This is a genomic window from Actinoplanes cyaneus (assembly GCF_016862095.1).
In the GTDB taxonomy this organism is placed as follows: domain Bacteria; phylum Actinomycetota; class Actinomycetes; order Mycobacteriales; family Micromonosporaceae; genus Actinoplanes; species Actinoplanes cyaneus.
In genome coordinates this window covers 210,500-233,610 of record NZ_BOMH01000018.1, presented here as the reverse complement: position 1 = coordinate 233,610, position 23,111 = coordinate 210,500, and the positions used below count along the sequence as shown (strand labels likewise).

Sequence of the window (23,111 nt, the reverse complement as noted above, 5' to 3'; positions counted from 1 at the left end):
CTCATGACAAAAACTCGTGTCCGGAATCAGCTCCGAGCGAACCGAGCAGCGACGACGGCACGATCAGATCCGCACGTCCGCGCGTGGTGGCGATCAGGGCGGCGTTGCGCTCGTCGGTGCCCGTCGCCCAGGCCACCGCGGCGTCCCGCTCCTTGCCGAACCGGACGTGCCGCGCGATCAGCCGCCGCTGCCGCTCGTCGTGATCGAGCTCGGCGTACCAGACCTCGGCGAACACGTCCCGCAGACCGGCCCACCGCTCCTCGCCGAGCAGCAGATAGTTTCCCTCGGTGACGACCAGCCGGACCGCTGACGGCACCGGGATGGCGCCCGCGACCGGCTGCTCCAGGTCGCGCTCGAAGGCCGGCGCATAAACGATCTCGTCCCCGCCCGCGAGGAACCGCCGCAGCAGCGCGGCGTAGCCCCACGCGTCGAACGTCTCCGGCGCGCCCTTGCGATCCCGCAGGCCGAGCCGCTCCAGCTCCACGTCGGCGAGGTGGAAGCCGTCCATCGGCACGTGCGCCACCCACGCCTGCGGCAGCGCCGCCACCAGCGCCTGGGCGAGGGTGGTCTTGCCGGCGCCGGGCGGCCCGGCGATGCCCAGCACCGCGTGCCGCCCCGGCGTGGCCAGCGCCCCGGCCCGGTCCACGAGTTCCGCGAACGTGCTCACCATCGGTCGACGGTAGCGCGACCAGATCAAGACACGGCGGCTCCCCGCCGTGGCAGCCGTACGCGAGCCCCGCCCCGGTCCCGGCCCTGCCGCGACGCACCCTCCCGGCTGGTTCTCATGGGCGTTATCCGTCCCGGATAACGCCCATGAGAACCAGCCGGAACCGGGACCGCGCCGCGTGCCCGGCCCGCGCGGAGATCGCGTGCGGCACGCAGGGGGCTCGGTCGTGTCGCCTGCGGACGGGCGGCTCATCGTCGTACGGGAAAACGGAATTGACCGGGGACCGAGCCGCCCCGCGGCGGGGGTGGATCAGCCGAGACCGAGTCGCAGGCCTGCCACGCCGGCCGGGGAGAGGGGGCGCGCCGTCGCCCGGGAGAGGTCGGCGCGGACGCCGTCGGGCAGTTCCTCGCCGAGGGCGCAGAGCGCGGGGTACAGGTCGAGGACCTGGCGGTGGCTGAGCGCCCCCGCGCCGATCAGCAGGCCGTTGAGCGCGGTGGGGGTCTGGCCGAGCTCGCCGCAGAGCTCGCGGCGCCAGGCCGGGTCGTGGATGTGGTCGGCGAACTCGCGGGCGATCCGGTTGCCGGCGGGGGAGCGCAGGCCACCGAGCGTGTTCTGCCGGTGGCGGGCGATCGGCGGGGCGAGGCGGCAGGCGATGCCGAGGCGACGGGCGAGCTGCGGGACGGTGAGCACGTCCATGCCGGTGGCGCAGCCCTCGCAGAGCCGCTGGAAGGTCTTGGCGTGGATGACCGAGGCGGGCCGCTGGCAGGCGCCGTCGAGACCGCACGAGGGGTCGAGGATCACTTCGGTGAGGGTGCCCTCGTGGTCGAAGCGGCCGACCGCGAAGTACGTGGCGGGCTGGGTGCGGTAACGGGCCAGGGCGGCGCGGGCGCTGACGTATCCGTCGGGGTCGACGCCGATGCGTGGCACACCTGCTTCGGTGTGCAGCTGGATGAGCCGGAACATGGTGCACGCTCCCGGGGTGAAGCGAATTCGGTGTCGTTTCCCGGTACGCGCGCCATCGCAGAAAAGTTCAGTCACTACAGTGAGTCACTGAATCGTGACGACATTTGCGCTGGCAGGCGTTCCAGGAGCATGCAGAGATTACGCGGTGTAATGAGAATTGGCTAGATGGCGGGGGTATTCTCACGGGTGATGAGGACTGACGACGTCTCCTGCGTGTGCGGGCATCCGGCCGCGGCGCACGAGCATTACCGGGCCGGCAGCGAGTGTGTGATCTGCGCGCCGGGGCGGTGCTCGCGGTATCGCCGGTCGCGCTGGTGGCGGCGGTGGCTGGCGGGTCCGGCGGCGTGACATGAGCCGACGGGGATGCGAAACCCTAGTAGTTCTGTAGGCTTACCTCACTTTGACGGTGAGGAGGAATCATGGCACTTCCCGACTTTCTGATAGCCGGCGTGCCCAAAGCCGGCACCACCGCCCTGCACGCCGCGCTCGTGGGGCATCCCGATCTCTACCTGTCGCCGGTCAAGGAGCCGAAGTTCTTCCTTTCCGACGGGCCGCCACCGAGCCACGGCGGCCCGGGCGACGTGCAGACGTATCAGGAGCACATCTGGCGCCGCGACGACTACGAGGCGCTGTTCGCGAAGGCGCCGGCCGGTGCGCGGCTCGGCGAGGCGACCCCGTTCTACCTGCACGATCTCGAGTCCCACGACCGGATCCGGAAGCTGACGCCGGACGTGCGGATCATCCTGCTGCTGCGTGACCCGGTCGACCGCGCGCACTCGAACTGGACGCATCTGTGGAACGCCGGCCTGGAGCCGGAGGCCGACTTCCTCGCCGCCTGCCGTGCCGAACCGGAGCGGATCGCGGCCGGCTGGGCGCAGTTCTGGCACTACCTGGGGCTGGGGCTCTACGGGCGGCAGCTCGAGCACCTCTACGAGAGGTTCTCGCGCGAGCAGGTGCTGCTGCTGCGGTACAAGGAGCTCAAGGACGCGCCGGCCGCGACGCTCGACCGGGTCTGCTCGTTCCTCGGGGTGCGCACGGGCGTGCTCACCGCCATTCCGAAGGAGAACGTCAACCGGCACGTCGTCGAGGACAACGCGGTCAACGCCGTGCTGCGCGGCCTGCTGCGGACCGGCGGGAACGTCGGTCAGCACTTCCCGGTGCCGCTGCGGCTGGCCGCCCGCGGGCCGCTGCTCACCCTGCTGCACCGCAAGAAGGGGACACGCCCGGTCACGACGCCCGCCGAGCGGGCCGCGCTGCTGCCACACTTCAGCGCGGACATCGCGCTGCTCCACGAGCTCACCGGCGAACGGTTCGACGATTGGCTGAGCGTCGACCGGCACGCCCGGGCCGACATCGATCCACAGGAGGTCAAGTGACCGTCGGAACCGCCACCCTGCCCCTGCCCAGCTGGGAAGACGCCACAGTGGTGGTGGAGCCGCCGGGCACCGAGCCGGGCGCGTGGTCCGGGGCGCCCAGCTCGATCGTGGCGGACGGCCACGTCTACCTCGCCTACCGGGTGCGGCTGCCGATCGGGGCCGGCCGCGGCATCGCCAACGTGATCGCCCGCTCCGCCGACGGGGTGAGCTTCACGGTGGTGGCCGAGATCGGCAAGGACATGTTCGGGGCGGAGTCGCTGGAACGGCCGGCCCTGGTGCGTACGCCGGAGGGGCGGTGGCGGCTCTACGTCAGCGCGGCCACCCCCGGCACCAAGCACTGGCGGGTCGACCTGCTCGAGGCGGCCACCCCGGAGGAACTGGCCACGGCCGAGCCGGTGACGGTGCTCGCCGGGGACGAGACGGCCGGCTGGAAGGACCCGGTGCTGCACCACGACGAGCACGGCTGGCACCTGTGGGCGTCGGTGCACCCGCTCGAGTCGTGGGACGACGCCGACCGGATGACCACGGAGTATGCAACCAGCCCGGACGGTGTGCACTGGACCAGGCGGCGGACCGCGCTCGCCCCGCGGCCCGGCCGGTGGGACGCGCGCGGCGTGCGGGTGTCCTCCGTCCAGGTGAACGGGGACGAGATCACCGTCGCCTACGACGGGCGCGCCACGGCGGGGGAGAACTGGGAGGAGCGGACCGGCGTGGCCCGCGGCACCCGGCTGCCGGACGGCACGTTCTCGCCGCTGGTGGCCGAGGAGCACGAACCGGTCGGCAGCCCGCACCGGCCGTACGGGCTGCGGTATCTGAGCCTGGTCGATCTGCCGGACGGCGGACGCCGGATCTACTACGAGGCGACCCGGGCGGACGGGGCGCATGATCTCCGTACCGAAAGGGTCTGATCGCTTTCCGTGATGCTCGCGCCTACCTTAATGCCTGCTCAGGCGTGGTTCAGGCTGTAAGGATCGTCACTCTCGGTGGGGTCCGTGCGTGGACCGGAGGTCGGTGCCCTAGCGTTGATCAGGCGTCGGGAGCTTGCGTACAGCAGCGGACGTTTACATGGCGGAACCGGGCCCACAAGGCTCGGTTCCGCCATTTTCGTGCGTTTGTGCCTGTAGGTGCAGGGGTATCGAGGGCTGCACGGCGAGGGGAGCTTTGTGCGGATGCTGGGTGGGCGCTATCAGCTGGTGCATCGGATCGGCCTGGGGGGCATGTCCGAGGTCTGGCGTGGGCACGACCAGGTCCTCGACCGGCCGGTCGCCGTCAAGATCATGGCTCCGGCCGTGGAGGGCACGCTCGGCGAGGCCGGGGTGGAGCTGATCCGCTCCGAGGCCCGCTCGGCGGCGCGGCTCGCGCACCCGAACGTGGCCGGCGTGCACGACTTCGGGACCTCTCCGGCGCCCGGGCGGCCCGACGTGCCGTACATCGTGATGGAGCTCGTCGAGGGGCAGACGCTCAGCCAGCACCTGGCCGGTGGCCGCCTCGACTGGCGGATCGGGGTGCGGATCTGCGCCGAGGTGGCGGCCGCTCTCGCCGCCGCGCACGCCGAGCAGGTGGTGCACCGCGACATCAAGCCGGCCAACGTGATGCTCACCCCGAGCGGCGCCAAGGTTCTGGACTTCGGCATCGCGGCCTCGATCGGGGCGCCCGAGCCCGATCCGGACGGCCCGGTCATGGGCACCCCGGCGTACGTCGCCCCGGAGCGCTTCGAGGGGCTCCCGGCGACCCCGGCCAGTGACATGTTCGGGCTCGGCTCGCTGCTCTACCACTGCCTGGCCGGGCGGGTGCCGTGGACCACGAGGTCACCCACCGAACTGATCCACGCCCAGCGTTACCGGGACCCGGAGCCGCTGCCGGCCATGGACGGGCTGCCGCCGGAGGTGCTCGACCTGTGCTACCGCTGCCTGCGCCGCGACCCGGCGGACCGGCCGACCGCGATGGTCGCGGCGCTGCTGCTGGCCGCGGCGGTGGACGCGCAGGTCTACGTGCCGATGGTCGAGCTCAACCCGGCGCCGCCCGCCTGGGACGAGCGGGCGGCGGAGGAGCCCACGTTCGCCGGTGGACAGGCAGGCCCGCCACCGGCTGTCACGGCGGCCGGGAACTCAGGCCCGCGGCACCACGACGAGCGGACGGCCCGCCCGTCGCAGAAGCCGGCTCGACACGCCGCCGAGTAGCACCCGGCGCGCCGGGCCGTAACCGCGGGACCCGCAGAACAGCAGGTCCACATCGTCGAGCGCGGCCAGTTCCTCGACCACGTCACCGGAGCGCAGCTCGCACGTCACCGGCACGTCGGGGACGCTCGCGGCGGCCTTGCGCAGGGCCTCCTCGTACGTCTCCCGGGCGGTGTCCAGAAAGGCCCGCTCGGCATCGTCGCCGATCATGAACGGCAGTGCCGCGTCCCCACCGGCCACTACGGTGACCAGCAGCAACGGGCTCCCGGTCCGCCGGGCCAGCTCCGCCGCGGCGGCCAGCGCCGCCCGCCCGTCCGGGGTGTCCACATAGGCGACGCCGATCCGGCCGGCCGCGCCCGGCGCCGCGCCACCGGCCGGGGCGACGGCGACCGGGCAGACGCTGCCGGCCAGCAGCCGCTCGGCGGTGCTGCCGGCGAAGATCCGGGCGGCCGGCGCGGCCGCCCCGGAGCCGACCACCAGCAGCGCCGCGCCGGACTGCTCGGCCAGGTCGTGCAGGCCGTGCGCGGCCGAGGTGGACGCGACGACCCGGTAGTCGACGCCGGGCGGATCCTCCAGGGTGGACCGCGCCTCGTCGAGGATGCGCTCCGCGGCGCGGTAGCGGTCGGCGACCCACTCGGCGTCGACCCGGCCGGAGCCGATCGCGGACGGGGCCGGGTGGACGACCGCGACGATCAGCGGGGCGTCCGATGCCGTGGCGAGCCACCGGCCGAGGGCGAGGGCGCCGGCGGCGCCGGGGCTGTGATCGACCCCGACGATGACGGGCGCGGTCATGACTGCCCGTCCCGGGCCCGCTGCCGTACGAGGGAGTGCTTGTAGCCGTACAGACCGTAGATGATCAGACCGGCCGCCAGCCAGATCACGAACCGGATCCAGGTGTCCAGCGGAAGATCCGACATCAGGTAGATCGCGAACGCCACCCCGAGCAGCGGCAGGACCGGCGACCATGGCACCCGGTACGGCCGTGGCATGTCCGGCTTGGTCCGGCGCAGCACGATCACCCCGATGTTGACCAGCACGAATGCGAACAGCGTGCCGATGTTGACCAGTTCCACGATGGTGCCGAGCGGGACCAGCGCGGCCAGGATCGCGATCAGCACACCGAGCGTGACGGTCAGCCGCGCCGGGGTGCCGTACCGCTGGTTGACCTTCGCCATCCGGCGCGGCAGCAGGCCGTCCCGGCACATCGCGAAGAAGATCCGGGTCTGGCCGTAGAAGATGACCAGCACCACGCTGGTGATCGCGACGACCGCGCCGAGCGCCAGGATCCCGGCCGCCCAGCTCATCCCGGCGCCCTGGTCCAGCGCGGCGGCGAGCGGCGCGTCGCTGTCCTTCATCTGGTCGGGGCTGGCGATGCCGAGCGCGCCGACCGAGGTGAGGACGTAGAAGACCGTGCAGATGGCGAGCGAGCCGATGATCGCCCAGGGCAGGTCACGGGCCGGGTTCCGGGCCTCCTCGCTGCCGGTGGAGACCGCGTCGAACCCGATGTACGCGAAGAAGATGATCGCCGCGGCCGCCGTCACCCCGTCCATGCCGGCCGGCGCGAACGGGTGGAAGTTCTTGGTGCTGAAGTTCGCGAACGCCACCACCAGGAAGAAGATCAGCACGGCCAGCTTGACGATGACCATCACCAGGTTCGCCCGGGCACTCTCGGTCACGCCCCGGACGAGCAGCAACGTGATGGCGAGGACGATGAAGACGGCCGGCAGGTTGACGATGCCGCCGTCCTCGGGGGACTTGGCGATCGCGTCCGGCAAAGCCACGCCGAACGCCGAGTCGAGGAACGCGTTGAGGTTGCCGCCCCAGCCGATCGCGATGCCGGCGACGGACACGCCGTACTCCAGGATGAGGTCCCAGCCGATGATCCAGGCGACGATCTCACCCATGGTCGCGTAGGTGTAGGTGTACGCGCTGCCGGAGACCGGGATCGAGGACGACAGCTCCGCGTAGGACAGCGCGGAGAACACGCACGCCACCGCGGCCAGCACGAAGGACAGGATGACCGCCGGCCCGGCGATGCCGGAGCCCTTGCCGATCACCACGAAGATGCCGGTGCCGATGATCGCGCCGACGCCCATCGCGGTGAGCTGGGTGACCCCGACCGCCTTCTTGAGCTCGGTGCCTTCCTCGGCGGTCGCGTGGATCAACGACCCGACGTCCCGGATCGCGAACAATCCTGACCTGGCCATGCCGTTCCCCCTTCGACGCGTCAGATCACCGTCGTCCCGGGTTCATCCGGGCGCAACCCGGGCACTGAGGTGATCGGCGCGATGTGACAACTTCGCTCTCTCAACTTGCAAAACCGGCTTGGCGTACGGCTTGTCCGGCGCCCCCGGTAAACCGCGCGGCAGCCTGCGAGGGTTGCATCGCGGCGGGTACGGTGTTCAGATCGGGCAAATCGCCCGACTCGGATGATCGGTGGGGCGGGGTCCAATGGGCGAGGCCGTGATCACGACACGGCGGCAGGCCGACGGCGCCACTGTCGTCGAGGTGCGCGGCAGCCTGGACTCGGCCACCGTCACGTCGCTGCGCGAGGCTCTCCTGGAGACGCTGCAGCGCGACCGCCCGACCGTGCTGATCGTGGACCTGACCTATGTCACCTTCATGGACTCGGTCGGCATCGGCGCGCTGGTCGCCGGGCAGCGCGCGGCCCGGGACATCGGCTGTGGCTTCCAGCTGCGCAACCCGAGCGAGTTCGTGCACCGGCAGCTGCGGGTCACCGGCCTGACCGAGCTGCTCGGCCTCACCGGAACCCGCCACTTCGGTCTCTGAGGGCGGATCGACGCCCGGCTTTCCTATTGCTTTCCTGTGCTAGCTTTCGGCTCGCCGCCACGGGCGGGGCCGGTCGTCGGCTCCCCGTGAGGAGCGGCTGCCACGGGGAAGGTATCTCGGTTTGTCGCGCTCGGGTCGTCGTACCGTGCTGAAGTTCTTCGCTCTGGGCACCGGAGCGGTGGTCGCGGGACTGTCAGTTCCCGCCGAAGCGAACAGCGTGCCCCGCGCCGCCGTGCTCGAGCGCTCGCGGCCTGCCCCGCGCGCGGAGCCGGCCGCGGTGGACGTCCTGCGGCTGCCGGTCAACGTCACCGACCGGGCCCGGGAGATCCAGGGGTACGCGTCCGCGACCTCGGTGAACGCCGGTGGCACGATCGGCTTCCACGTGACCGTCGCCGACCCGCAGCCGTTCACCGTCACCGTGTTCCGGATCGGCGCCGGCAAGAGCCGCCCGGCCGCCTCCAGCGGTGAGCTGCCCGGACAGCCGCGCCCGGTCCCGAAGCCGGACCCGGTGACCGGGCTGGTCGACTGCGACTGGCCGGTCTCGTGGACCCTGCACGTCCCGGCGTCTTGGACGTCGGGGGTGTATGTGGCGGTCTTCGAGACCGCCGGTGGGCATCGCGCCGTCACCCCATTCGTGGTGCGCGAGGATCAGCGCAGGTCGGACTTCCTGATGGTGCTGCCGTTCAACACGTACGCGGCGTACAACATGTGGCCGATGGACGGGCGCACCGGGCGCAACCTCTACCGCGGATACGCCGCGCCCGGGAAGGTGGGCGACATCAAGAACCGGGCGTACCGGGTGTCGTTCAACCGCCCGTTCGCCAACGGCGGCCGGCCCAAGCTGTTCGCCATGGACGTCGCCGCCGCCCAGTGGCTGGAGCGCAACGGCTACGACGTCACCTACGCCACCAACGTCGACCTGCACGAGGGCCGGGTCGACCCGGAACGGCACCGGGGGCTGGTCTTCTCCGGGCACGACGAGTACTGGTCCGGCGCGATGCGCGACGTGGTGGAGCGAGCGTTCCGTGGCGGCACGCACTGCGCCTTCCTGGGGGCGAACAACGTCTACTGGAACGTCCGCGTGGAGGCCGCCGGCCGGGTGGTGACCTGTTACAAGGACGCGGTCGACCCGTCGCCGGGCCGGTACGGTCCGACCAAGCTCTGGCGTGACCTCGGCTCCGGCCCCTCGCACGCCGAGGGGCGGCTGCTCGGCGTGCAGTACAACGGCATCCCGGAGAAACCGGCTCCGCTCGTGATCCGCGAGGCCGGGCACTGGCTCTGGGCCGGGACCGGCCTGCGGGACGGCGACACCATCCCGAAACTGGTCGGTGGGGAGGCGGACGGTGTCTTCCCGGGCGTTGCGATGGGGTTCGGCGCGCGGCGGACCGTGTTGTCGGCCAGCCCCTTCACCGACGCCAAACGCGGCGCCCTGGTGCAGAACACGAGTCTGAGCGTCAGCCCGCGCGGCACGATCATGTTCGACGCCGGGACGTTCCACTGGCCGCTCGCACTGGTGAAGTCGCCGTACACCGACGCCCGGATCCAGCGGGCCACCCGCAACCTCTTCGACCGGATGCGCTCCACATAGGCGTGCGATGTAAAGAGGACTTGACGTCAAGAAGTGTTGACATCATGATGGCTCCATGACGGCCTCCGTAGTTGACCGCGTGGTGCGGTGGAACCTTGACCTCGACGGTGATCTGTACGGCGACGAGCGCGAGCGCTACCGCTGGTACGAGGGGATCGCCACGGCCTCCGCGCTGCACTCCCTTCTCATCCCTGGGCCGCGGGAATCCTGGTGTGGCCGCTCGGCACGGCCGCCGTGCTGCCGCTCGCGATCGTCCTCGTGCTGCTCCTGGGCCCGATGCTGCTCTGCTCGGTCTACGTGGCACGCCGCAAGGTCGAGACGGACCCGCGCAACTGGGGAGCGAAGCGGATCCTGGTGACAGCGCTGACAGTGGTGCCGTACGTGGTGTTCCTGGTGGGTACGCTGCACGCGTACGACCCCGCGGGGGACGCCTGGCTCGGCGCGGTGGTCGGCGCCGGCTTCGGGGCGATGATCTGCGTCCTGATCGTCGCGGGCAAGTCCCGCCGGTGGCAGCGGCGTGAGGCTCTCGCCGAGGACGAGGACTGATGGCGCCACCCTCCGGCCCGGTCCGTGCCCCGGAGTCCGGCGGCGCGGCCGGAGCGCGCATCCGGGCCGCGCGCAAGGATGCCGGCCTGACCCAGCAGGGCCTCTCGGCCGCCGTCGGAGTGAGCCGGCAGACCATCATCGCCATGGAGACCGGCGACTACGCTCCCTCGGTCTACCTGGCCGTCAAGACCGCCCGGGCGCTCGGCGTGACGGTCGAGGCGTTGTGGGGCGGCGACGCCTGAGAAAGGCCGCCGGCTACGTCGTCGGTGAGAAGGCCCGCGCGCCGGTGGCGACGGGCAGCGTGAGCGGGCCGCGGATGATGCTCGCGTCGCGTCGCCGCAGCGCACCGGCCCGCCGCAGGCCCGGCATCCGCTCGGCCAGCAGGCGCAGCGCGATCCCGGCCTCCAGCCGCGCCAGGGGAGCCCCCACGCAGTAGTGGATGCCGCTGGAGAACGCCAGGTGCTCGGCCTCCGGGACGCGGTGCAGGTCGAACCGGCCGGCGTCCGGGTAGACGTCCGGGTCCCGGTTCGCCCCGCCGAGCAGGCACACCAGGAACTGGCCACGCCGGACCAGCTGCCCGGCGACCTCGACGTCCTCCCGCGCGCACCGGGCGGTCCGCTGCACCGGCGGGTCGAACCGCAGCGTCTCCTCCACGGCGGCGTCGGCGAGCCCGGCCGGGTCGGCGCAGAGCGCGTCCCACTGCTCCGGGTGGTCGAGCAGCGCGTTCACCGCGTTGCCGATCAGGTTGACGGTGGTCTCGAAGCCGGCCACCAGCAGCAGCCGGCACAGCGGCAGTAGCTCGTGTGACTGGATCTGATCACCCTCGGCGGCCAGGATCCGGCTCACCGCGTCGTCGGCCGGCTCCCGGCGGCGCAGTGCGAACAGCCGGACGAACACCTCGTCCATCGCGTTGCTGGCGGACTGCAGCGCGGCCGCGTGCCGTAGCGACCGGACCCCGTCGAGCGCGCTGCCGACGACCGCGCCGTGCTCGGCGAACGCGTCGGCGTCCGCGTCCGGGATGCCGAGCAGGTCGGAGATGACGGCGATCGGCAGCGGCGCGGCGAAGTCGTGCACGATGTCGAACGTTCCCCGGGCGGCGGCCGCGTCGAGCAGGTCACCGACGAGCCGCTCGACCCGCGGGCGGTAACCGGCGATCTGCTTCGGGCTGAACGCGGGCTGGGCCAGGCGCCGCAGCCGGGTGTGGTCCGGCGGGTCCTTGTCCAGCATCGACATGTCGATCTCGTCGCCGGGCGCGCCGGGACCGTTCATCTCGACCGCGCGCGGGCCGAACCGCCGGTCCCGCAGGACGCTGTTGCAGACCGTGCGGGTCGCTGACGTGTAGTTGCCGAGCCGGGTCGGCGCGACCGGCCCGATCGCCCGCACCTCGTCGTAGACGGCGTACGGGTTCTCCCGGCCCTCGGCCAGGTGCAGGCGGCACAGTGGGTCCCGCCGCACCCGGCCCCAGTAGTGGATGGCGAGCTGGCGCCGGTAGAGAGCGGCGGCGAAGCGCAGTGCCTGCATGTTTCGCACGTTACTGCACGAATCGCCGCCGCTACGGCAGGTGATCTAGTGGATTTCTGCCACGTATCCGGAGACCCAGGCCAGCGCCGAGTTCCAGTTGATGGTCAGCTCGTTCGTGGACCATGACTGGATGTCGTCGATGTAGCAGAACTGGCCCACGCAGCCCTTCAGCTTCTCCTGCGCCAGCGGGTCCTGGATCGACGAGTTGGGCCCGCCGGCGAGGCTGCCGACCGGCGGGTGCGGCAGGGCCGGGTCGAGCTGCGCGGCGTACCAGCGGCTGTGCTGGTTCTGAGCGCTGACCTCGCCGTACCCGGTGACGTAGGAACGGTTCAGCGCGTTGCGCCCGAAGAGCCAGTCCAGCCCGGTGAGCACACCGTCGCGGTAGCGGTCGCGGCCGGTCAGCTTCTCCGCGGTGGCGATCACGACCAGGTTGTTCGCGACGATGCTGGCCGAGCCCCAGTCCCACACGTTGTTCGCGGGAGCGTAGGCGACGCCGTACGCGTGCGCCTTCTGGATCGCCAGGTACTTCTCCGCGCCGGCGACGACCTGCTTCTTGACGCTGCTCAGGCCGGGCAGCTTGTTCGGGATCAGCGCCAGGTCGATCTTCGCGGCGGCCGCGGTGGAGGCCCAGTCGAAGGCGACCGGCCCGAACGCGTCGCCGGTGTGCTCCGGCGAGGAGATGACATCCTTCGCGTACGCCTTGTCCCCGGTCGTCAGGAACAGCTCGGCGGCCGCCCAGTAGAACTCGTCGGAGACCTTGGTGTCGTTGTAGGCGCCGCCGCCGACCCCGTCGGACTCCGGCGCGAGCGCGATCGGGTTCGTCTTCGCCGCGGTGTAGGCCTTCTTCGCCGCGGCGAGCGCGCGCTTGGCGAACGCCGGGTCGTACTTGGCGTAGATCCGGGCCGCCTGCGCCGCCGTGGCCGCCACGTTCAGGGTCGCCGCCGTGGAGACCGGGTGCAGCTCACGCGGCTGCGGGTCCTGCGAGGGCAGCAGCGGGAGCCCGGTCCAGGCCTGGTCGTGGATCTTGTGGTGCACCATGCCGTTCGGCGCCTGCATGCTGAGCAGGAAGTCCAGCTCCCAGCGCACCTCGTCGAGGATGTCCGGGGTGCGGTTGCCGCTCTCCGGGATGTTCAGGCTCACCCCGCGTACGGCGTGGGACTGCTCGTACTCGCTCAGCAGCTCCCACACGGAGATCCCGCCGTTGACGACGTACTTGCCGTGGTCGCCGGCGTCGTACCAGCCGCCCCGCACGTCCAGGGTGTAGTCGCAGACGCCGGGCTGGCAGGGCACGTTGCCGTCACCCTGATTCGGCGCGACGTCGACATGACCGGCCGCGCGGCCGTAACCGGGGCGAAGGTCGTCACGGATCTCGATGCCGGAGCGCTGGGTGTAGTAGAACTTCAGCGCGTCGGCACGCAACGACCGGTAGGCGTCCCGCGAGATGTCGAACGGCCGGGAGGTCTCACCGTCCGCGGTGATCGTGAGCCCGGTCCCGCTCCTGGTCCAGCGGCTGAAGTCGATCGTCTGGACGTTCTGCCCGGAGCTGGCGTCCACGCCGTACGGCGAGGTCTTGCCCTTGAGAAGGATCTTCCCGTTCTTGTCGTTCAGCGTCCACGGCAGCGCGGTGGACGTCTCGGTGACCAGCGTCGCCGCCTTCGGGCCGTCGGGGAGGTAGGCGACCTGGTTGACCCGCACCCGCGGCCCGGTGTCGGGCACGTAGACCTCGGGCGGCACGCCGCCGACCAGCGAGACGTTGTCGACGCAGAACCGCCACGGGTCGGCGCTGCCGCCCACCTGGAAGGCGACCTGTGCCTGGCTCGTGCTGGCCGAGGCGGTGAACGTGTACTCGTAGTGCTGCGTGTCGCCCAGGACGGGCGACTGCTCGAAGTAGGTGTCGTAGGGGCTGACCGCGAGTCCGGTTATCGCCCGGGCCACGTGCCCGGCGGTGCCGCTCGCGTCGAAACTGAACCGGTACGTCTCACCGGCGACCAGATCGATGTCGTTCTGGCCGATCGCGGCGTCCCAGCGGTTGGTGGTGCCGCCGGGCACGTCCACGCAGGCCCGGCCGTCGCTGAGCGCGATCGGCATGCCCTCGGTGGACCAGAACGGGTCGGTGCTGCTGTCGAATCCGCCGTTGACGACCTGTTCCACCTCGTCCGCGAGGGCGGGTGCAGCGGCGCCGACGAGGAGAAGGGTGGAGACCGCGGCAATGAGACGGGAGCGCTCCCATAGATGCATCCACACATCTTGATTACCGAGGTGTTACTGAGTCAACGCCCCTGATCGCGAATCCACGCATCGATCAGCCCGTGGAAGTGGGCGAGGAACTTCTCGTGCTCGTGCACCGGGTACATCGCCCGCACGGTCTCGCGCAGCAGCGAGTCGAACTCCTCCGAGCTCACCCAGTCGTAGACGATGTCGTCCACGGTGCTCAGGTGCTTCTCGCAGAACTCCCGATAGCGGTCGATCTCGAAGTAGCGGTCGGCAAGATCCCGATAACCCACGAGCTTCTCCCGGTACGACCGATCCGGATCATCGGCCACGGCGAAGTAGTCGCCCATGTCGGTGTCGAGTCGCATCGTGCGCCCGGTGACCACGCAGAAGACCGTCCACCGCAGCAACGCCGTCATGGCCCACGGGAAGTAGTAGTGCAGCGAGGTCAGCGCCACGTCCGGGCACGCGTTCGCGTAGTCGATCGGGAACACGTCGTCGCCGCGCACCAGCGACTCGCAACTGTTGAACTCCCACCGGAAGAACGCGTTGACCAGCCGGGAGATCGTCACCACCTCGTCGCCGGCCGCCTCCGACAGGAAGTTGTGGTCGACCTCGTACCGCGCGTGCATCGGCTGGTCCGGCCGGAACCGCATCACCATCGTCTCCGGGCCGATCGTCAGCGAGCGCGCGAACACGTCGTAGTCCTCGACCGACGCCTGCAGGTGCATCAGCCGCTCGCCCGACGCGTCGTACGCCGCGTGCAGCTCCTCGGTGTTGCGGATCTTGGAGACGCCGACCCAGGCGCCGCCGTCGTACGGCTTCATGTACAGCGGATAGCCGACCTGCGCGGCCGTCGCCTCCAGATCGAACGGGCGGTTGTAGCGCGCCGCGGTGTACGCCCAGCGGGAGTTGTCGAGCGGATTCTTGAACGGCACCAGCACCGTCTCCGGCACCTTCAGCCCGAGACGCATCATCGCGCAGTACGCCGCGTGCTTCTCCATCGACTGGAACGTGAACGGGCTGTTCAACAGGTACACGCCGTCCATCAGCGCGATCTTCTTCAGCCACTCGCGGGGGTGGTAGTACCAGTACGCCAGCCGGTCGATCACCAGGTCGTGCCGCGGCTTGTAGCGCAGGTTGAACGGCTCGATCGTCACCCGTACCGGGCGTGCCCGGTGCGAGCGCCCGTCCGGCCCGGCAACTGTGCCCAGCCGGCGCAGCAGCGACTCGTAGGCGCGTGGCCAATCGTCCTCGGTGCCCAGCAGCAACCCGATGGTGTGCTCGACGTCGGCCACGGTCGCCTCCACGTTTCAGTCAGGCCAGGCTTCGCTCAGCAGGGCGGTCAGGTGCGGATCCAGGGCTCGGCGCCAGTGCGTCCAGTCGTGCCCGCCCGGCCCGACCGCGAGGCTCACCGGATACCCCTGAATTCGCAGGGCATCCGCCATATCGCGGTTGTTTGCGAGGTTTTCCTCGGCGTCGCCGCAGGTCAGCGTCGCCGGCACGGCCGGGCCGCCGGTCGCGGCGAGCACCCGGCGCACGTACCGGACGATCCGCGGCCAATGCCGGAACCCGGACTCCTGCCGATCGTGCCGCGCCTGGAAGAAACTTCCCGACTGGAGGAAGAGCCCGGCGAAACCCGCCGGATAGGAGCGCTGGGCGTGCAGCATCGCGAGCGCGCCCAGACTGACACCCGCGCCGACGGTCCTGCGGGCGCCGAGGCGCGAGCGCAGCCGGGGAAGAATCTCCAGAGCCAAGGCTTGCGCGTACGTCGGGCAGGCCGAATACCAGTCGTCGCGTTCCCGGGCCGGGAGCAGGGCCAGGTGATAGCGGTCCGCCAGCGCGGCGTGCTCGGCCAGACCCTGGTAGTCCGGCCCGTCGTGGGCGACCAGGAGCCGGTCCGAGCCGTTCGCGGGCGACCAGACGGTCGCGGTGATCGTGGAGTGCAGGGCGGGCAGGGGCAGGCGAACCCGTCGCCAGCGGCCCGCTCCCATGAACGTACGTTAACCCGGCGCGCCCGTTCTCGCCGCTCTTCTCCCGCTCGTTCCCGCCCCGCTCGCGCCGCCGCCCGCGGCCGCCGCGCTCCTGCTGTCGCGCGCTGCTCCTGGGCTTCCGTTGCCGTTGGCTGCCGCTGGGCTTCGGCTGCTGTTCGCTGCCGCGGTGTTCGCGCTGTCGCGCGCCGGGGCCGCGGGGTCGCCGCCCAGCTCAGTGATCCGGGTCGTCACGTCCCGGACCAGGGCCGGGTCGCCGGTCGCTCCCGCGGCCGCGAGCAGCACGACCAGCGCCGAGGCGCTGCGCTCCGGCGGGCAGTCCGGCAGCAGCCCCGGGAGCCGGGCGGTCATCAGCTCCACGGCGCCCCGCGGCCGGCCCCGATGCCGGTGCAGGAACCTGCCGCGCATGGTCACCGCCTCCAGCGCGTTCTCCGGCACCACCGCGTGATGCGTGGCCAGCTCCGCCGCATGCCGGGTCAGCCGCTCCATCCGCTCGGTGTCACCCCGGATCTCGGCCACGTCCACCCGGTTCAGCACCGACCGCAGGTAGTCGTCGACCGCCTCCGGCAGCACACTGCGGAACAGCCGCTCCGCCGCCGCGAAACACCTCTCCGCCTCGCTCAGGTGCACCCCGGCCCGAGCCGGCCGTTCCCCCGCCGCCGCTCCATCCCGGTCCCGGGCGGGCACCCGGTTCGGCTCGCTCTGACCCCGGCGGGGCACCGGGTTCGGTTCGCTCTGATCCCGGCCGGCTTCACGGGCCAGCTCGACCTCCACCACGCCGAGGTTGTCGAAGGTGATCGCCCGGCCGACCGGGTCCCCGATCAGCGGCCCGACCTCCAGCGACCGCACCAGGCAGCGCCGCGCCCGCGGCAGATCCCCCTGCTGGTACGCGGTCAGCGCCAGATTGTTGAGAATCGCCGAATGTGTCCCCGGATCCGGCTCACGCACCGCCCCGAGCGCCTCCAGCGCCCGCTCGAAGTGCCCGGCCGCCTCCCCGGGCCGTCCCGCCCGGCGCAGCATCTCCCCACGCTCGTTCTCCGCGGCGGCGACACTCCCCGCGGCGTTCACGCTCCGGTAGACCTCCGCCACCCGACCCCCACCGCCAGCTCCCGAAGATCAAGTATAAAACCCCCAAACCAGAAATAACGCCCAGGCCGCGCGGGTTGGCCGGGCGGCGCAAGTTGGGCCGGGCGGCGCGAGCTGGTTCGGGCGGCGCGGGTTGGTTCGGGCGGCGCGGGTTGGTTCGGGCGGCGCGGGTTGGTTCGGGCGGCGCGGGTTGGCCGGGCGGCGTGGACTGGGCCGGGTGGCGCGAGCTGGGCTGTGGTCCGGCTGGCGGCGCGGCTCGCGCTCTTCGGCTGGTGCTCATGGGCGTTATTCGGGACGAATAACGCCCATGAGCACCAGCCGGGACCGTGAGCCGCGCGACGGCCGTGCGGGGAGCCCTGCATCGCGCAAGGCGTGAGCCGGAGAATGAGGGAGGCGGCGATCTTCATGACCGCGCCCGCGGCGATCTTCTTGGCCGCACCCGTGGCCGCGAAGAACGGCCACGGACCGTACGGGCAGGAAGGTTCTTGCATGGGTTGGCTGTCGGAGCGTGCGGAGGCCGCGGAGCGGGAGGTCGGCACGCCGTTCGACCTGACGGCCTGTGTGCGGGAGCCGATCCATCGGCTGGGCGGGGTGCAGTCGCACGGGGCGCTGGTCGCGGCGCGGGCCGGGCGCATCGTGGTGACCAGTGCGAACGCCGCCGGCATGCTGGGTCGCGTCGACGACCTGGAGGCGCTGCTCGGCGCCGGGCAGCGCGAGCTGGTGGAGGCGCTGGCGGACGCCGACACCGGGCAGACCGCGATGATGCCGGTGACGCTGCCCGGGAACGGTCAGCGGTTCGACGTGACGGTGCACCGCGCCGACGGGCTGCTGGTGCTGGAGTTCGAGCCGGCCGCCGCGGAGACGACGGGTGCCCTGCTGGTGCGGCAGGCGCTGATGCGGTTGCAGCGGGCATCCACGGTCGTGGAGGCGGCGCGCGCCGCAGTGCGGGAGATCAGGGCCATCACCGGGTACGACCGGGTCGTCGCCTACCGGTTCGAGGCGATCGACGGCCCGGGGGAGGTGATCGCCGAGGACGTGGCCGACGACCGGGAGCCGTGGCTGGGGTTGTGGTTCCCGGCGACCGACATCCCACCGCAGGCTCGTGAGCTGTACGAACGTAACTGGATCCGGGTGATCGCCGACGTCGGGGACGCCACCGCCCGGCTGGTTCCGGAGGTGCTGCCGGAGACCGGGGAGCCGCTCGACCTGTCGCAGTCGGTGCTGCGCACGGTGTCACCGTTCCACCTGGAGTACCTGCGCAACATCGGGGTCGCCTCGTCGATGTCGGTGTCGCTGCTGTCCGACGGGCGACTCTGGGGCCTGATCGCGTGTCACGGGCGGGAGCCGAAGGCGCTCAGCCCGGCGGTCCGGGCGGCGTGCGAGTTCTTCGGGGTGGCGCTGTCGCTGCACCTGGCCGGGCTGCGGGAGCGCGACGAGGCGGTGGCCCGGGAACGGTCCCGGATCGCCATCGCCCGGCTGCTGGAGCGGATCTCGGTCGATCTCGAGAGCGGGCTGTCCCCGGCCGGGCTGGAGCAGGTCGTCGAGTGTGACGCGGTGGCGGTGCGGTTCGCCGGCACCGTGACGATCTCCGGGAACCTTCCGGAGGAGCGGGTGGCGGAGGTGATCACGAAGCTGCCGGCGGGGGAGCTGTGGCACAGCGATCAGCTGAGCCGTCAGGACGTGGCCGGCGCCCTGGTCCTGCCGATCGGGGCGGACGGCGACTGCGTCGTCTGGCTGCGCCGCGAGCGCACGGTGGCCCGCCGGTGGGCCGCCGATCCCCGTACCCCCGTGGTCCTCGGACCGAACGGGGAACGCCTCACGCCGCGGGGCTCCACCGCGGTCTTCCTCGCCACGGTGCGCGGCCGGAGCACCCCGTGGACGCCGGTCGACCTGGCGATGGCCGCCGAGCTGGGCCGTTCGCTGACCGGGATCGCCGTGGCCCAGGCCCGCCGCCTGGCCGCGCTCAACACCGAGCTGGGCCGCAGCAACGTGGACCTGAACTCGTTCGCGCACGCCGCCGCCCACGACCTGAAGGAGCCGCTGCGCGGGATCGCGAACTATGCGACGTTCATCGCCGAGGACACCGCGGGCCGCCTCGACGAGGTCACGCAGCGGCGGCTGGCGGCGATCCAGCGCCTGGCCGGCCGGATGGACGAGCTGCTCAACTCGTTGCTGTACTACTCCCGGCTGGGCCGCACCGAGTTGCACCGGGAGCCGATCCTCGCGCGGGAGGCGCTGGCCCGGGCTCTGGACGTGGCCGGTCCGCGGCTGGAGGCGGCCGGCGTCGAGGTGGAGCTTGCCGGTGACCCGGCGCCGATCGTCGCGGACCCGGTGCTGCTCGACGAGGTGCTGGTCAACCTGCTGGTGAACACGGCCAAGTACGCCCGGGAGGACGGCCCCCGGCGCGTCGTCGTCGGGGTGGAGAACGACACCCTGGTCGTCCGCGACAACGGCATCGGCATGCCCGCCCACCTGCGTGAGGAGGCGTTCGAGCTGTTCCGCCGGCTGCACCCGAGCGCGGAGGGCTCCGGCGCCGGGCTGGCCATCGTGCGCCGGATCGTGGAGCGCCACGGCGGTCAGGTCTGGGCCGAGGAGTCCCCGGGCGGCGGCACGACGATGCGGGCGACGTTCCCCCAGTAGTCCACGGTCTGCCGCAGCACGGTCTGGAACAGCGCGAAGTTGACCGGCTTGTAGAGGTAGCTGTCCGCGCCCGCGGCGTAGCAGGCGTCCGCTTCGGCCTGGTCCTCCGACGAGGTGAACACGACGATCCGGATGCTGTTCAGCGTGGCGTCGGCGCGGACCCGCCGGATCACCGCGAGCCCGCCCTCGCCCGGCATGTTCAGGTCGAGCAGCATGATCGAGGGCAGCTCGGCGCCGGGTGCGGTCAGCCGCGGCAGCACCTCGGCGCCGGAGCCCAGGAACTCCAGGCCCAGCCGCGGGTGCGAGCGGCTGATCGCCCGCTCGATCGCCTCCACGTCCTCCGGTGAGTCCTCGACGACCAGGATCGATGCGGTCACGGTGAAACCCCGATCGCTAAGACGGCGATGTCGTCGGCGCCGCTCGTCCCGAACCCGGCCGCGGCAGCGCTCAACTCCCGGACCAGCGTCTCCGGTGGAACGTCGCGCAACCTCTCGAGCACCTGCGGCAGCGCCGCGTCCTCGAACATCAGCCCCTGGGCGTCGCGGCTCTCGGTCAGCCCGTCGGTGTACATGACCAGCGCGTCCCCGGCTCCCAGCCGGATCCGGGACCGGCCGATGCGCAGCTGGGGCAGCACCCCGATCGGCGTGCCGCCGCCGCGCCCGGCCTCCGCGGGAGCGCCGTGGCGCAGGATCAGCGGCGCCGGGTGCCCGCACGACATCCATTGCACGGCGAAACCGCCGGCGTCCGGGCGCAGCAGCGCGATCCCCGCGGTCAGGAAGCGCCACGAGCCCTCCCGGCGCAGCGACTCGTTGAGCCGGCGCAGCGCCCGGGCCGGGGACAGCCCCTCGTGCAGCAGCGCGCCGAGCGTGTGCCGGGACATGCCGGTCAGTGCCGCCGCGTCCACGCCTCGCCCGCAGACGTCGCCGATCAGGGCGGCGACCACGCCGTCGGCCCGCACCACAACGTCGTAGAAGTCGCCGCCGACCTCCATCACCCGGTCACCGACGGTGTAGGAGGCGGCGAACTCCAGCCCGTCCGCGCTCGGCAGGCGGCGCGGCAGCAGGTGCTGCTGCATCGTCACCACCTCCCGTCGCCGCTGCTCGTAGAGCTCGCCGTTGTCCAGCGCCAGCGCGGCCCGCAGGGCCAGGTCGCGGAGGAAGGGCGCCGGCGGCACGTCACCGCGGTCGCGGTCGAACATGAAGATCAGCACTCCGGACGTACGGCCGCGGGCGCGCAACACCTGCACGTCCACGATCCCGGCGCCGGGGACGGCCCGCATGCCGGGGCGGCCGCCGACGGCATCGGTGGCGAGACCGGTCAGCCGGGCCGCGATCCGCTCGTCGGCGAGCAGCGCGTCGAGCCGCCGCATGTCGATGTGCACCGCGCTGCGCAGCTCCAGCCCGGCGTCGTCGCGCAGGTAGACCAGGCAGCCCTCGGCGATCGCCGGCACCGCCATCCGGGCCACCCGGCGCATCGTCTGTGCCCGGTCCAGCACCGCGTCCATCTGCAGCGACGCCTCGGCGAGCAGCGCGTCGCGGGTCTGCTGCGCCTGCTCGGCGCGGTGCGCGGCGAGGCGCCGGATCGCCTCCCGGGTCACGTCGGCGACCTGGCCGAGCCGGGCCGCGGCGAGCCGTGGGTCACCGGTCTCGTCGAGCAGCACCATCATCGTGCCGCCGACGTCGCCGGTGCCGTCGAAGCGGGTGACCACGACATGACGTACCCCGTGGTCCTCCAGCCAGTCGTGTTTCGTCTCCCCGGCGGCCAGCGCCAGCGCGATCGGCTGCGCCTCCCCGGCGAGCGGCAGCCCCGCGGAGCGGTAGACGGTGATCGCCGCGCCCGTCGTGTGCCGCAGGCCCCACACGCCGACCGCGCCCGGCGTCTCCAGCAGCGGCGGCAGCACCAGGTCGGACAGCTCCTCCCGGGAGCCGATCGCCGCCACGGAGGCCCAGAGACGGTGGATCGTCCCCGCCCACCCGCTGTCCTCCGTAGTCACGGCTCGGGACTGTACAGGCCTTATCGTGGCGGGATGCGGATGCGGATGCGGATCGAGGGGCGGGAGATTCCGCAGTCGCCGCAGCTGCGGCTCGGCGACGTGCACGTCGGCATGCAGCGCGGGAGAGAGGTCGTCGGCCGGGTCCCGGTGACCGGGACCGAGGCGGTCTGGGAGCTGGAGGTCGTGGCCCGCGAGGCCGGCGACCTGCTCGACGTCGGCGGCCCGTGGGTGCACGGCCCGCCCGGCGCCCGCTTCCTCTACCTGAGCTGGGGCTCGGTCAGCGGCGACGACTTCGCCATGTTCGGCCGGGCCAAGCTGCTGTTCGGCGACATCCCCGGGCCGCTGCTGCGCTCCGCGTTCGCGGGCCAGGGCGTGCTGACCGGGCGGCTGGGCCTGACCGACGAGACGGGCGGCCCGCGGTGCGGCCGGGTCCGCCCGCCGGTGATCACCTGGTCGCTCCAGTGATGCCGACGGCTTTGCCGCTGATGTGGTTGAACTCGATGTCGCGGTGGGCGTCGGCGATCCTCTCCAGGGGGTACGCCGTGATCGGTCCCAGCCGCAGCGACCCGTCCGCGAGCCGGTCCAGCGTGCGCTGCAGCACCTCGGCGGGGAGATTCGAGGCGTCCCCGCTGTACGAGGTGAGCCGCACCCCGCTCGGCAGGTAGCCGATCGGGTAGAAGTCCTTGACGATCCACTCGTTGGCGAGCATCCCCGCGAAGCAGACCGTGCCGTGCACCCGGGTCGCGCGCAGCGTGTCCGGCAGCGTGGTGGTGCCGACCAGTTCGAGCGCCGCGTCGACCCCGTCCGGCACGATCTCGCGCACCCGCTCGGCCACCTGCCCGTCGTCGAGGATCGCGTGGTCGGCGTCGAGCTCGGCGAGCCGGGCCGGGCGGCGGGTGGTGGCCAGGACGGTGGCGCCGAGGTCGCGGGCGAGCGCCGCGGTGGCGTGACCGAGCGCCGAGGTCCCGCCGCGGATCAGCAGCGTCGCGCCGGGGCGGAGATCAAGACCGACGGCCAGCGCGCCGTACGCCGTCTGCAGCGTCTCCGGCACCGATCCGATCACGTCCCACGGCAGGTCCGAGGTGAACGGGACGATCTGGGCGCGCGGGACCACGACGTACTCCGCGTAACCGCCGTCGAAGGCGCGACCCATGCCGCCCATCATGGCCGCCACCTGCCGGCCGGGTGCGAGGACGCCGTCCGGGTCGAGGTCGACGACCCCGGCCGCCTCGATGCCGGGGACGATCGGGAACGTCGCGTTCTCCGCGTACCCCAGCCGGAGGTGCAGCTCGGAGCGGTTGAGGCCGAAGGCGCGCACGCGGATCCGTACCGAGCCGGGCTCGGGATCGGGAATGGGCAGGTCACGGACCTGAAGGTTCTCGGCCGGTCCGGGGCCGGTCAGCACTGCCGCTCGCATCGTCGTCATGTCCCCGAGCCAACTACATTCCCAGGAAGCTTATTCCGGGTAAACAAAAGCCGGGCCGGGCGGAAGTGTCAGGGGGCCGGGCTAGGGTCAGGCCCGTGCAGAAGCTCAGCGCGACCGGGCTCGTTCCCCGATCACA

The 23,111-nt window shown here is 71.9% G+C and carries 21 protein-coding genes; 9 read left to right on the top strand and 12 right to left on the bottom strand.

Annotated elements, in window-relative coordinates:
- Position 1: 1 nt before the first annotated feature.
- Together Acy02nite_RS13505 and Acy02nite_RS13500 are read right to left on the bottom strand one after the other, a co-directional pair.
- Positions 2-670, bottom strand: coding sequence for a nucleoside/nucleotide kinase family protein (locus Acy02nite_RS13505; RefSeq protein ID WP_203740433.1), 669 nt, complete (start codon positions 668-670; stop codon positions 2-4).
- 306 nt (positions 671-976) lie between these two features.
- Positions 977-1,630 carry a hypothetical protein gene (locus Acy02nite_RS13500; protein WP_203740431.1) on the bottom strand — a complete coding sequence of 218 codons (654 nt, stop codon included), beginning with the start codon at positions 1,628-1,630 and terminating at the stop codon, positions 977-979.
- 419 nt (positions 1,631-2,049) lie between these two features.
- On the opposite strand from Acy02nite_RS13500, the gene Acy02nite_RS13495 reads away from it, so the two are divergent.
- The 3 genes from Acy02nite_RS13495 to Acy02nite_RS13485 all read left to right on the top strand — a co-directional run bounded on the left by Acy02nite_RS13495 (position 2,050) and on the right by Acy02nite_RS13485 (position 5,186).
- Positions 2,050-3,006: a sulfotransferase family protein gene (locus Acy02nite_RS13495; protein ID WP_203740429.1), complete on the top strand. Its 957-nt coding sequence runs from the start codon at positions 2,050-2,052 to the stop codon at positions 3,004-3,006.
- On the top strand, positions 3,003-3,914 hold the full coding sequence (locus tag Acy02nite_RS13490; RefSeq protein ID WP_203740427.1) for a glycoside hydrolase family protein: 912 nt from the start codon (positions 3,003-3,005) through the stop codon (positions 3,912-3,914). The genes Acy02nite_RS13495 and Acy02nite_RS13490 overlap by 4 nt, the downstream gene beginning before the upstream one ends.
- 255 nt (positions 3,915-4,169) lie before the next feature.
- Complete coding sequence (locus Acy02nite_RS13485; protein WP_203740425.1) at positions 4,170-5,186, top strand: serine/threonine-protein kinase; 1,017 nt, start codon at positions 4,170-4,172, stop codon at positions 5,184-5,186.
- Here the strand turns inward: Acy02nite_RS13485 and Acy02nite_RS13480 are convergent.
- Both Acy02nite_RS13480 and Acy02nite_RS13475 read right to left on the bottom strand, forming a co-directional pair.
- Positions 5,115-5,975: a universal stress protein gene (locus Acy02nite_RS13480; RefSeq protein ID WP_203740423.1), complete on the bottom strand. Its 861-nt coding sequence runs from the start codon at positions 5,973-5,975 to the stop codon at positions 5,115-5,117. The two genes, Acy02nite_RS13485 and Acy02nite_RS13480, sit on opposite strands and share 72 nt — an antisense overlap.
- Positions 5,972-7,390 (bottom strand): amino acid permease, encoded by a 1,419-nt coding sequence (locus Acy02nite_RS13475; RefSeq protein WP_203740421.1) that lies wholly within the window; start codon positions 7,388-7,390, stop codon positions 5,972-5,974. Before Acy02nite_RS13475 ends, Acy02nite_RS13480 begins: the two co-directional genes overlap by 4 nt.
- Before the next feature lie 256 nt (positions 7,391-7,646).
- Between Acy02nite_RS13475 and Acy02nite_RS13470 the strand changes: the two genes are divergently transcribed.
- The 4 genes from Acy02nite_RS13470 to Acy02nite_RS13455 all read left to right on the top strand — a co-directional run bounded on the left by Acy02nite_RS13470 (position 7,647) and on the right by Acy02nite_RS13455 (position 10,349).
- On the top strand, positions 7,647-7,973 hold the full coding sequence (locus Acy02nite_RS13470) for an STAS domain-containing protein (protein WP_239174721.1): 327 nt from the start codon (positions 7,647-7,649) through the stop codon (positions 7,971-7,973).
- A 145-nt stretch (positions 7,974-8,118) separates the two neighbouring features.
- Entirely contained in the window at positions 8,119-9,561 is a 1,443-nt protein-coding gene (locus Acy02nite_RS13465; protein WP_203740417.1) for a N,N-dimethylformamidase beta subunit family domain-containing protein, read from the top strand.
- A 210-nt stretch (positions 9,562-9,771) separates the two neighbouring features.
- Complete coding sequence (locus tag Acy02nite_RS13460; protein ID WP_239174718.1) at positions 9,772-10,107, top strand: hypothetical protein; 336 nt, start codon at positions 9,772-9,774, stop codon at positions 10,105-10,107.
- A complete protein-coding gene (locus Acy02nite_RS13455) occupies positions 10,107-10,349 on the top strand; it encodes a helix-turn-helix transcriptional regulator (protein ID WP_203740415.1) in 243 nt (80 codons plus the stop codon). The genes Acy02nite_RS13460 and Acy02nite_RS13455 overlap by 1 nt, the downstream gene beginning before the upstream one ends.
- Positions 10,350-10,362: 13 nt before the next feature.
- Here the strand turns inward: Acy02nite_RS13455 and Acy02nite_RS13450 are convergent, their stop codons facing one another.
- The 5 genes from Acy02nite_RS13450 to Acy02nite_RS13430 are packed head-to-tail and all read right to left on the bottom strand — an operon-like array spanning position 10,363 to position 16,919.
- Entirely contained in the window at positions 10,363-11,628 is a 1,266-nt protein-coding gene (locus Acy02nite_RS13450) for a cytochrome P450 (RefSeq protein ID WP_203740413.1), read from the bottom strand.
- Positions 11,629-11,673: 45 nt separating this feature from the next.
- Complete coding sequence (locus tag Acy02nite_RS13445; protein WP_203740411.1) at positions 11,674-13,866, bottom strand: glycoside hydrolase family 9 protein; 2,193 nt, start codon at positions 13,864-13,866, stop codon at positions 11,674-11,676.
- Positions 13,867-13,898: 32 nt separating this feature from the next.
- Positions 13,899-15,137 (bottom strand): ATP-grasp domain-containing protein, encoded by a 1,239-nt coding sequence (locus Acy02nite_RS13440; RefSeq protein WP_203740410.1) that lies wholly within the window; start codon positions 15,135-15,137, stop codon positions 13,899-13,901.
- Positions 15,138-15,152: 15 nt separating this feature from the next.
- Positions 15,153-15,833 (bottom strand): alpha/beta hydrolase, encoded by a 681-nt coding sequence (locus Acy02nite_RS13435; protein ID WP_203740408.1) that lies wholly within the window; start codon positions 15,831-15,833, stop codon positions 15,153-15,155.
- A 9-nt stretch (positions 15,834-15,842) separates the two neighbouring features.
- Entirely contained in the window at positions 15,843-16,919 is a 1,077-nt protein-coding gene (locus Acy02nite_RS13430) for a tetratricopeptide repeat protein (protein ID WP_203740406.1), read from the bottom strand.
- Between the two features lie 486 nt (positions 16,920-17,405).
- Between Acy02nite_RS13430 and Acy02nite_RS13425 the strand changes: the two genes are divergently transcribed.
- On the top strand, positions 17,406-19,556 hold the full coding sequence (locus Acy02nite_RS13425) for an ATP-binding protein (RefSeq protein WP_203740405.1): 2,151 nt from the start codon (positions 17,406-17,408) through the stop codon (positions 19,554-19,556).
- Here the strand turns inward: Acy02nite_RS13425 and Acy02nite_RS13420 are convergent.
- Both Acy02nite_RS13420 and Acy02nite_RS13415 read right to left on the bottom strand, forming a co-directional pair.
- Complete coding sequence (locus tag Acy02nite_RS13420) at positions 19,493-19,933, bottom strand: response regulator (RefSeq protein WP_203740399.1); 441 nt, start codon at positions 19,931-19,933, stop codon at positions 19,493-19,495. The genes Acy02nite_RS13425 and Acy02nite_RS13420 overlap by 64 nt on opposite strands.
- Positions 19,930-21,549 carry a PP2C family protein-serine/threonine phosphatase gene (locus tag Acy02nite_RS13415; RefSeq protein ID WP_203740397.1) on the bottom strand — a complete coding sequence of 540 codons (1,620 nt, stop codon included), beginning with the start codon at positions 21,547-21,549 and terminating at the stop codon, positions 19,930-19,932. The genes Acy02nite_RS13420 and Acy02nite_RS13415 overlap by 4 nt, the downstream gene beginning before the upstream one ends.
- 33 nt (positions 21,550-21,582) lie before the next feature.
- On the opposite strand from Acy02nite_RS13415, the gene Acy02nite_RS13410 reads away from it, so the two are divergent.
- Entirely contained in the window at positions 21,583-22,014 is a 432-nt protein-coding gene (locus tag Acy02nite_RS13410) for a DUF5990 family protein (RefSeq protein WP_239174715.1), read from the top strand.
- On the opposite strand, the gene Acy02nite_RS13405 is transcribed toward Acy02nite_RS13410, so the two are convergent.
- Positions 21,995-22,975, bottom strand: a complete 981-nt coding sequence (locus Acy02nite_RS13405; protein ID WP_239174712.1) for a zinc-binding dehydrogenase — start codon at positions 22,973-22,975, stop codon at positions 21,995-21,997. The genes Acy02nite_RS13410 and Acy02nite_RS13405 overlap by 20 nt on opposite strands.
- Between the last annotated feature and the right edge of the window lie 136 nt (positions 22,976-23,111).

What these genes read in the sequence shown, in the direction of transcription:
- Acy02nite_RS13505 (WP_203740433.1), bottom strand. Translation starts at nt 670, where the DNA reads ATGGTGAGCACGTTCGCGGAACTCGTGGACCGGGCCGGGGCGCTGGCC.
- Acy02nite_RS13500 (WP_203740431.1), bottom strand. Translation starts at nt 1,630, where the DNA reads ATGTTCCGGCTCATCCAGCTGCACACCGAAGCAGGTGTGCCACGCATC.
- Acy02nite_RS13495 (WP_203740429.1), top strand. Translation starts at nt 2,050, where the DNA reads ATGGCACTTCCCGACTTTCTGATAGCCGGCGTGCCCAAAGCCGGCACC.
- Acy02nite_RS13480 (WP_203740423.1), bottom strand. Translation starts at nt 5,975, where the DNA reads ATGACCGCGCCCGTCATCGTCGGGGTCGATCACAGCCCCGGCGCCGCC.
- Acy02nite_RS13475 (WP_203740421.1), bottom strand. Translation starts at nt 7,390, where the DNA reads ATGGCCAGGTCAGGATTGTTCGCGATCCGGGACGTCGGGTCGTTGATC.
- Acy02nite_RS13455 (WP_203740415.1), top strand. Translation starts at nt 10,107, where the DNA reads ATGGCGCCACCCTCCGGCCCGGTCCGTGCCCCGGAGTCCGGCGGCGCG.
- Acy02nite_RS13450 (WP_203740413.1), bottom strand. Translation starts at nt 11,628, where the DNA reads ATGCAGGCACTGCGCTTCGCCGCCGCTCTCTACCGGCGCCAGCTCGCC.
- Acy02nite_RS13445 (WP_203740411.1), bottom strand. Translation starts at nt 13,866, where the DNA reads ATGCATCTATGGGAGCGCTCCCGTCTCATTGCCGCGGTCTCCACCCTT.
- Acy02nite_RS13435 (WP_203740408.1), bottom strand. Translation starts at nt 15,833, where the DNA reads ATGGGAGCGGGCCGCTGGCGACGGGTTCGCCTGCCCCTGCCCGCCCTG.
- Acy02nite_RS13425 (WP_203740405.1), top strand. Translation starts at nt 17,406, where the DNA reads ATGGGTTGGCTGTCGGAGCGTGCGGAGGCCGCGGAGCGGGAGGTCGGC.
- Acy02nite_RS13410 (WP_239174715.1), top strand. Translation starts at nt 21,583, where the DNA reads ATGCGGATGCGGATGCGGATCGAGGGGCGGGAGATTCCGCAGTCGCCG.
- Acy02nite_RS13405 (WP_239174712.1), bottom strand. Translation starts at nt 22,975, where the DNA reads ATGACGACGATGCGAGCGGCAGTGCTGACCGGCCCCGGACCGGCCGAG.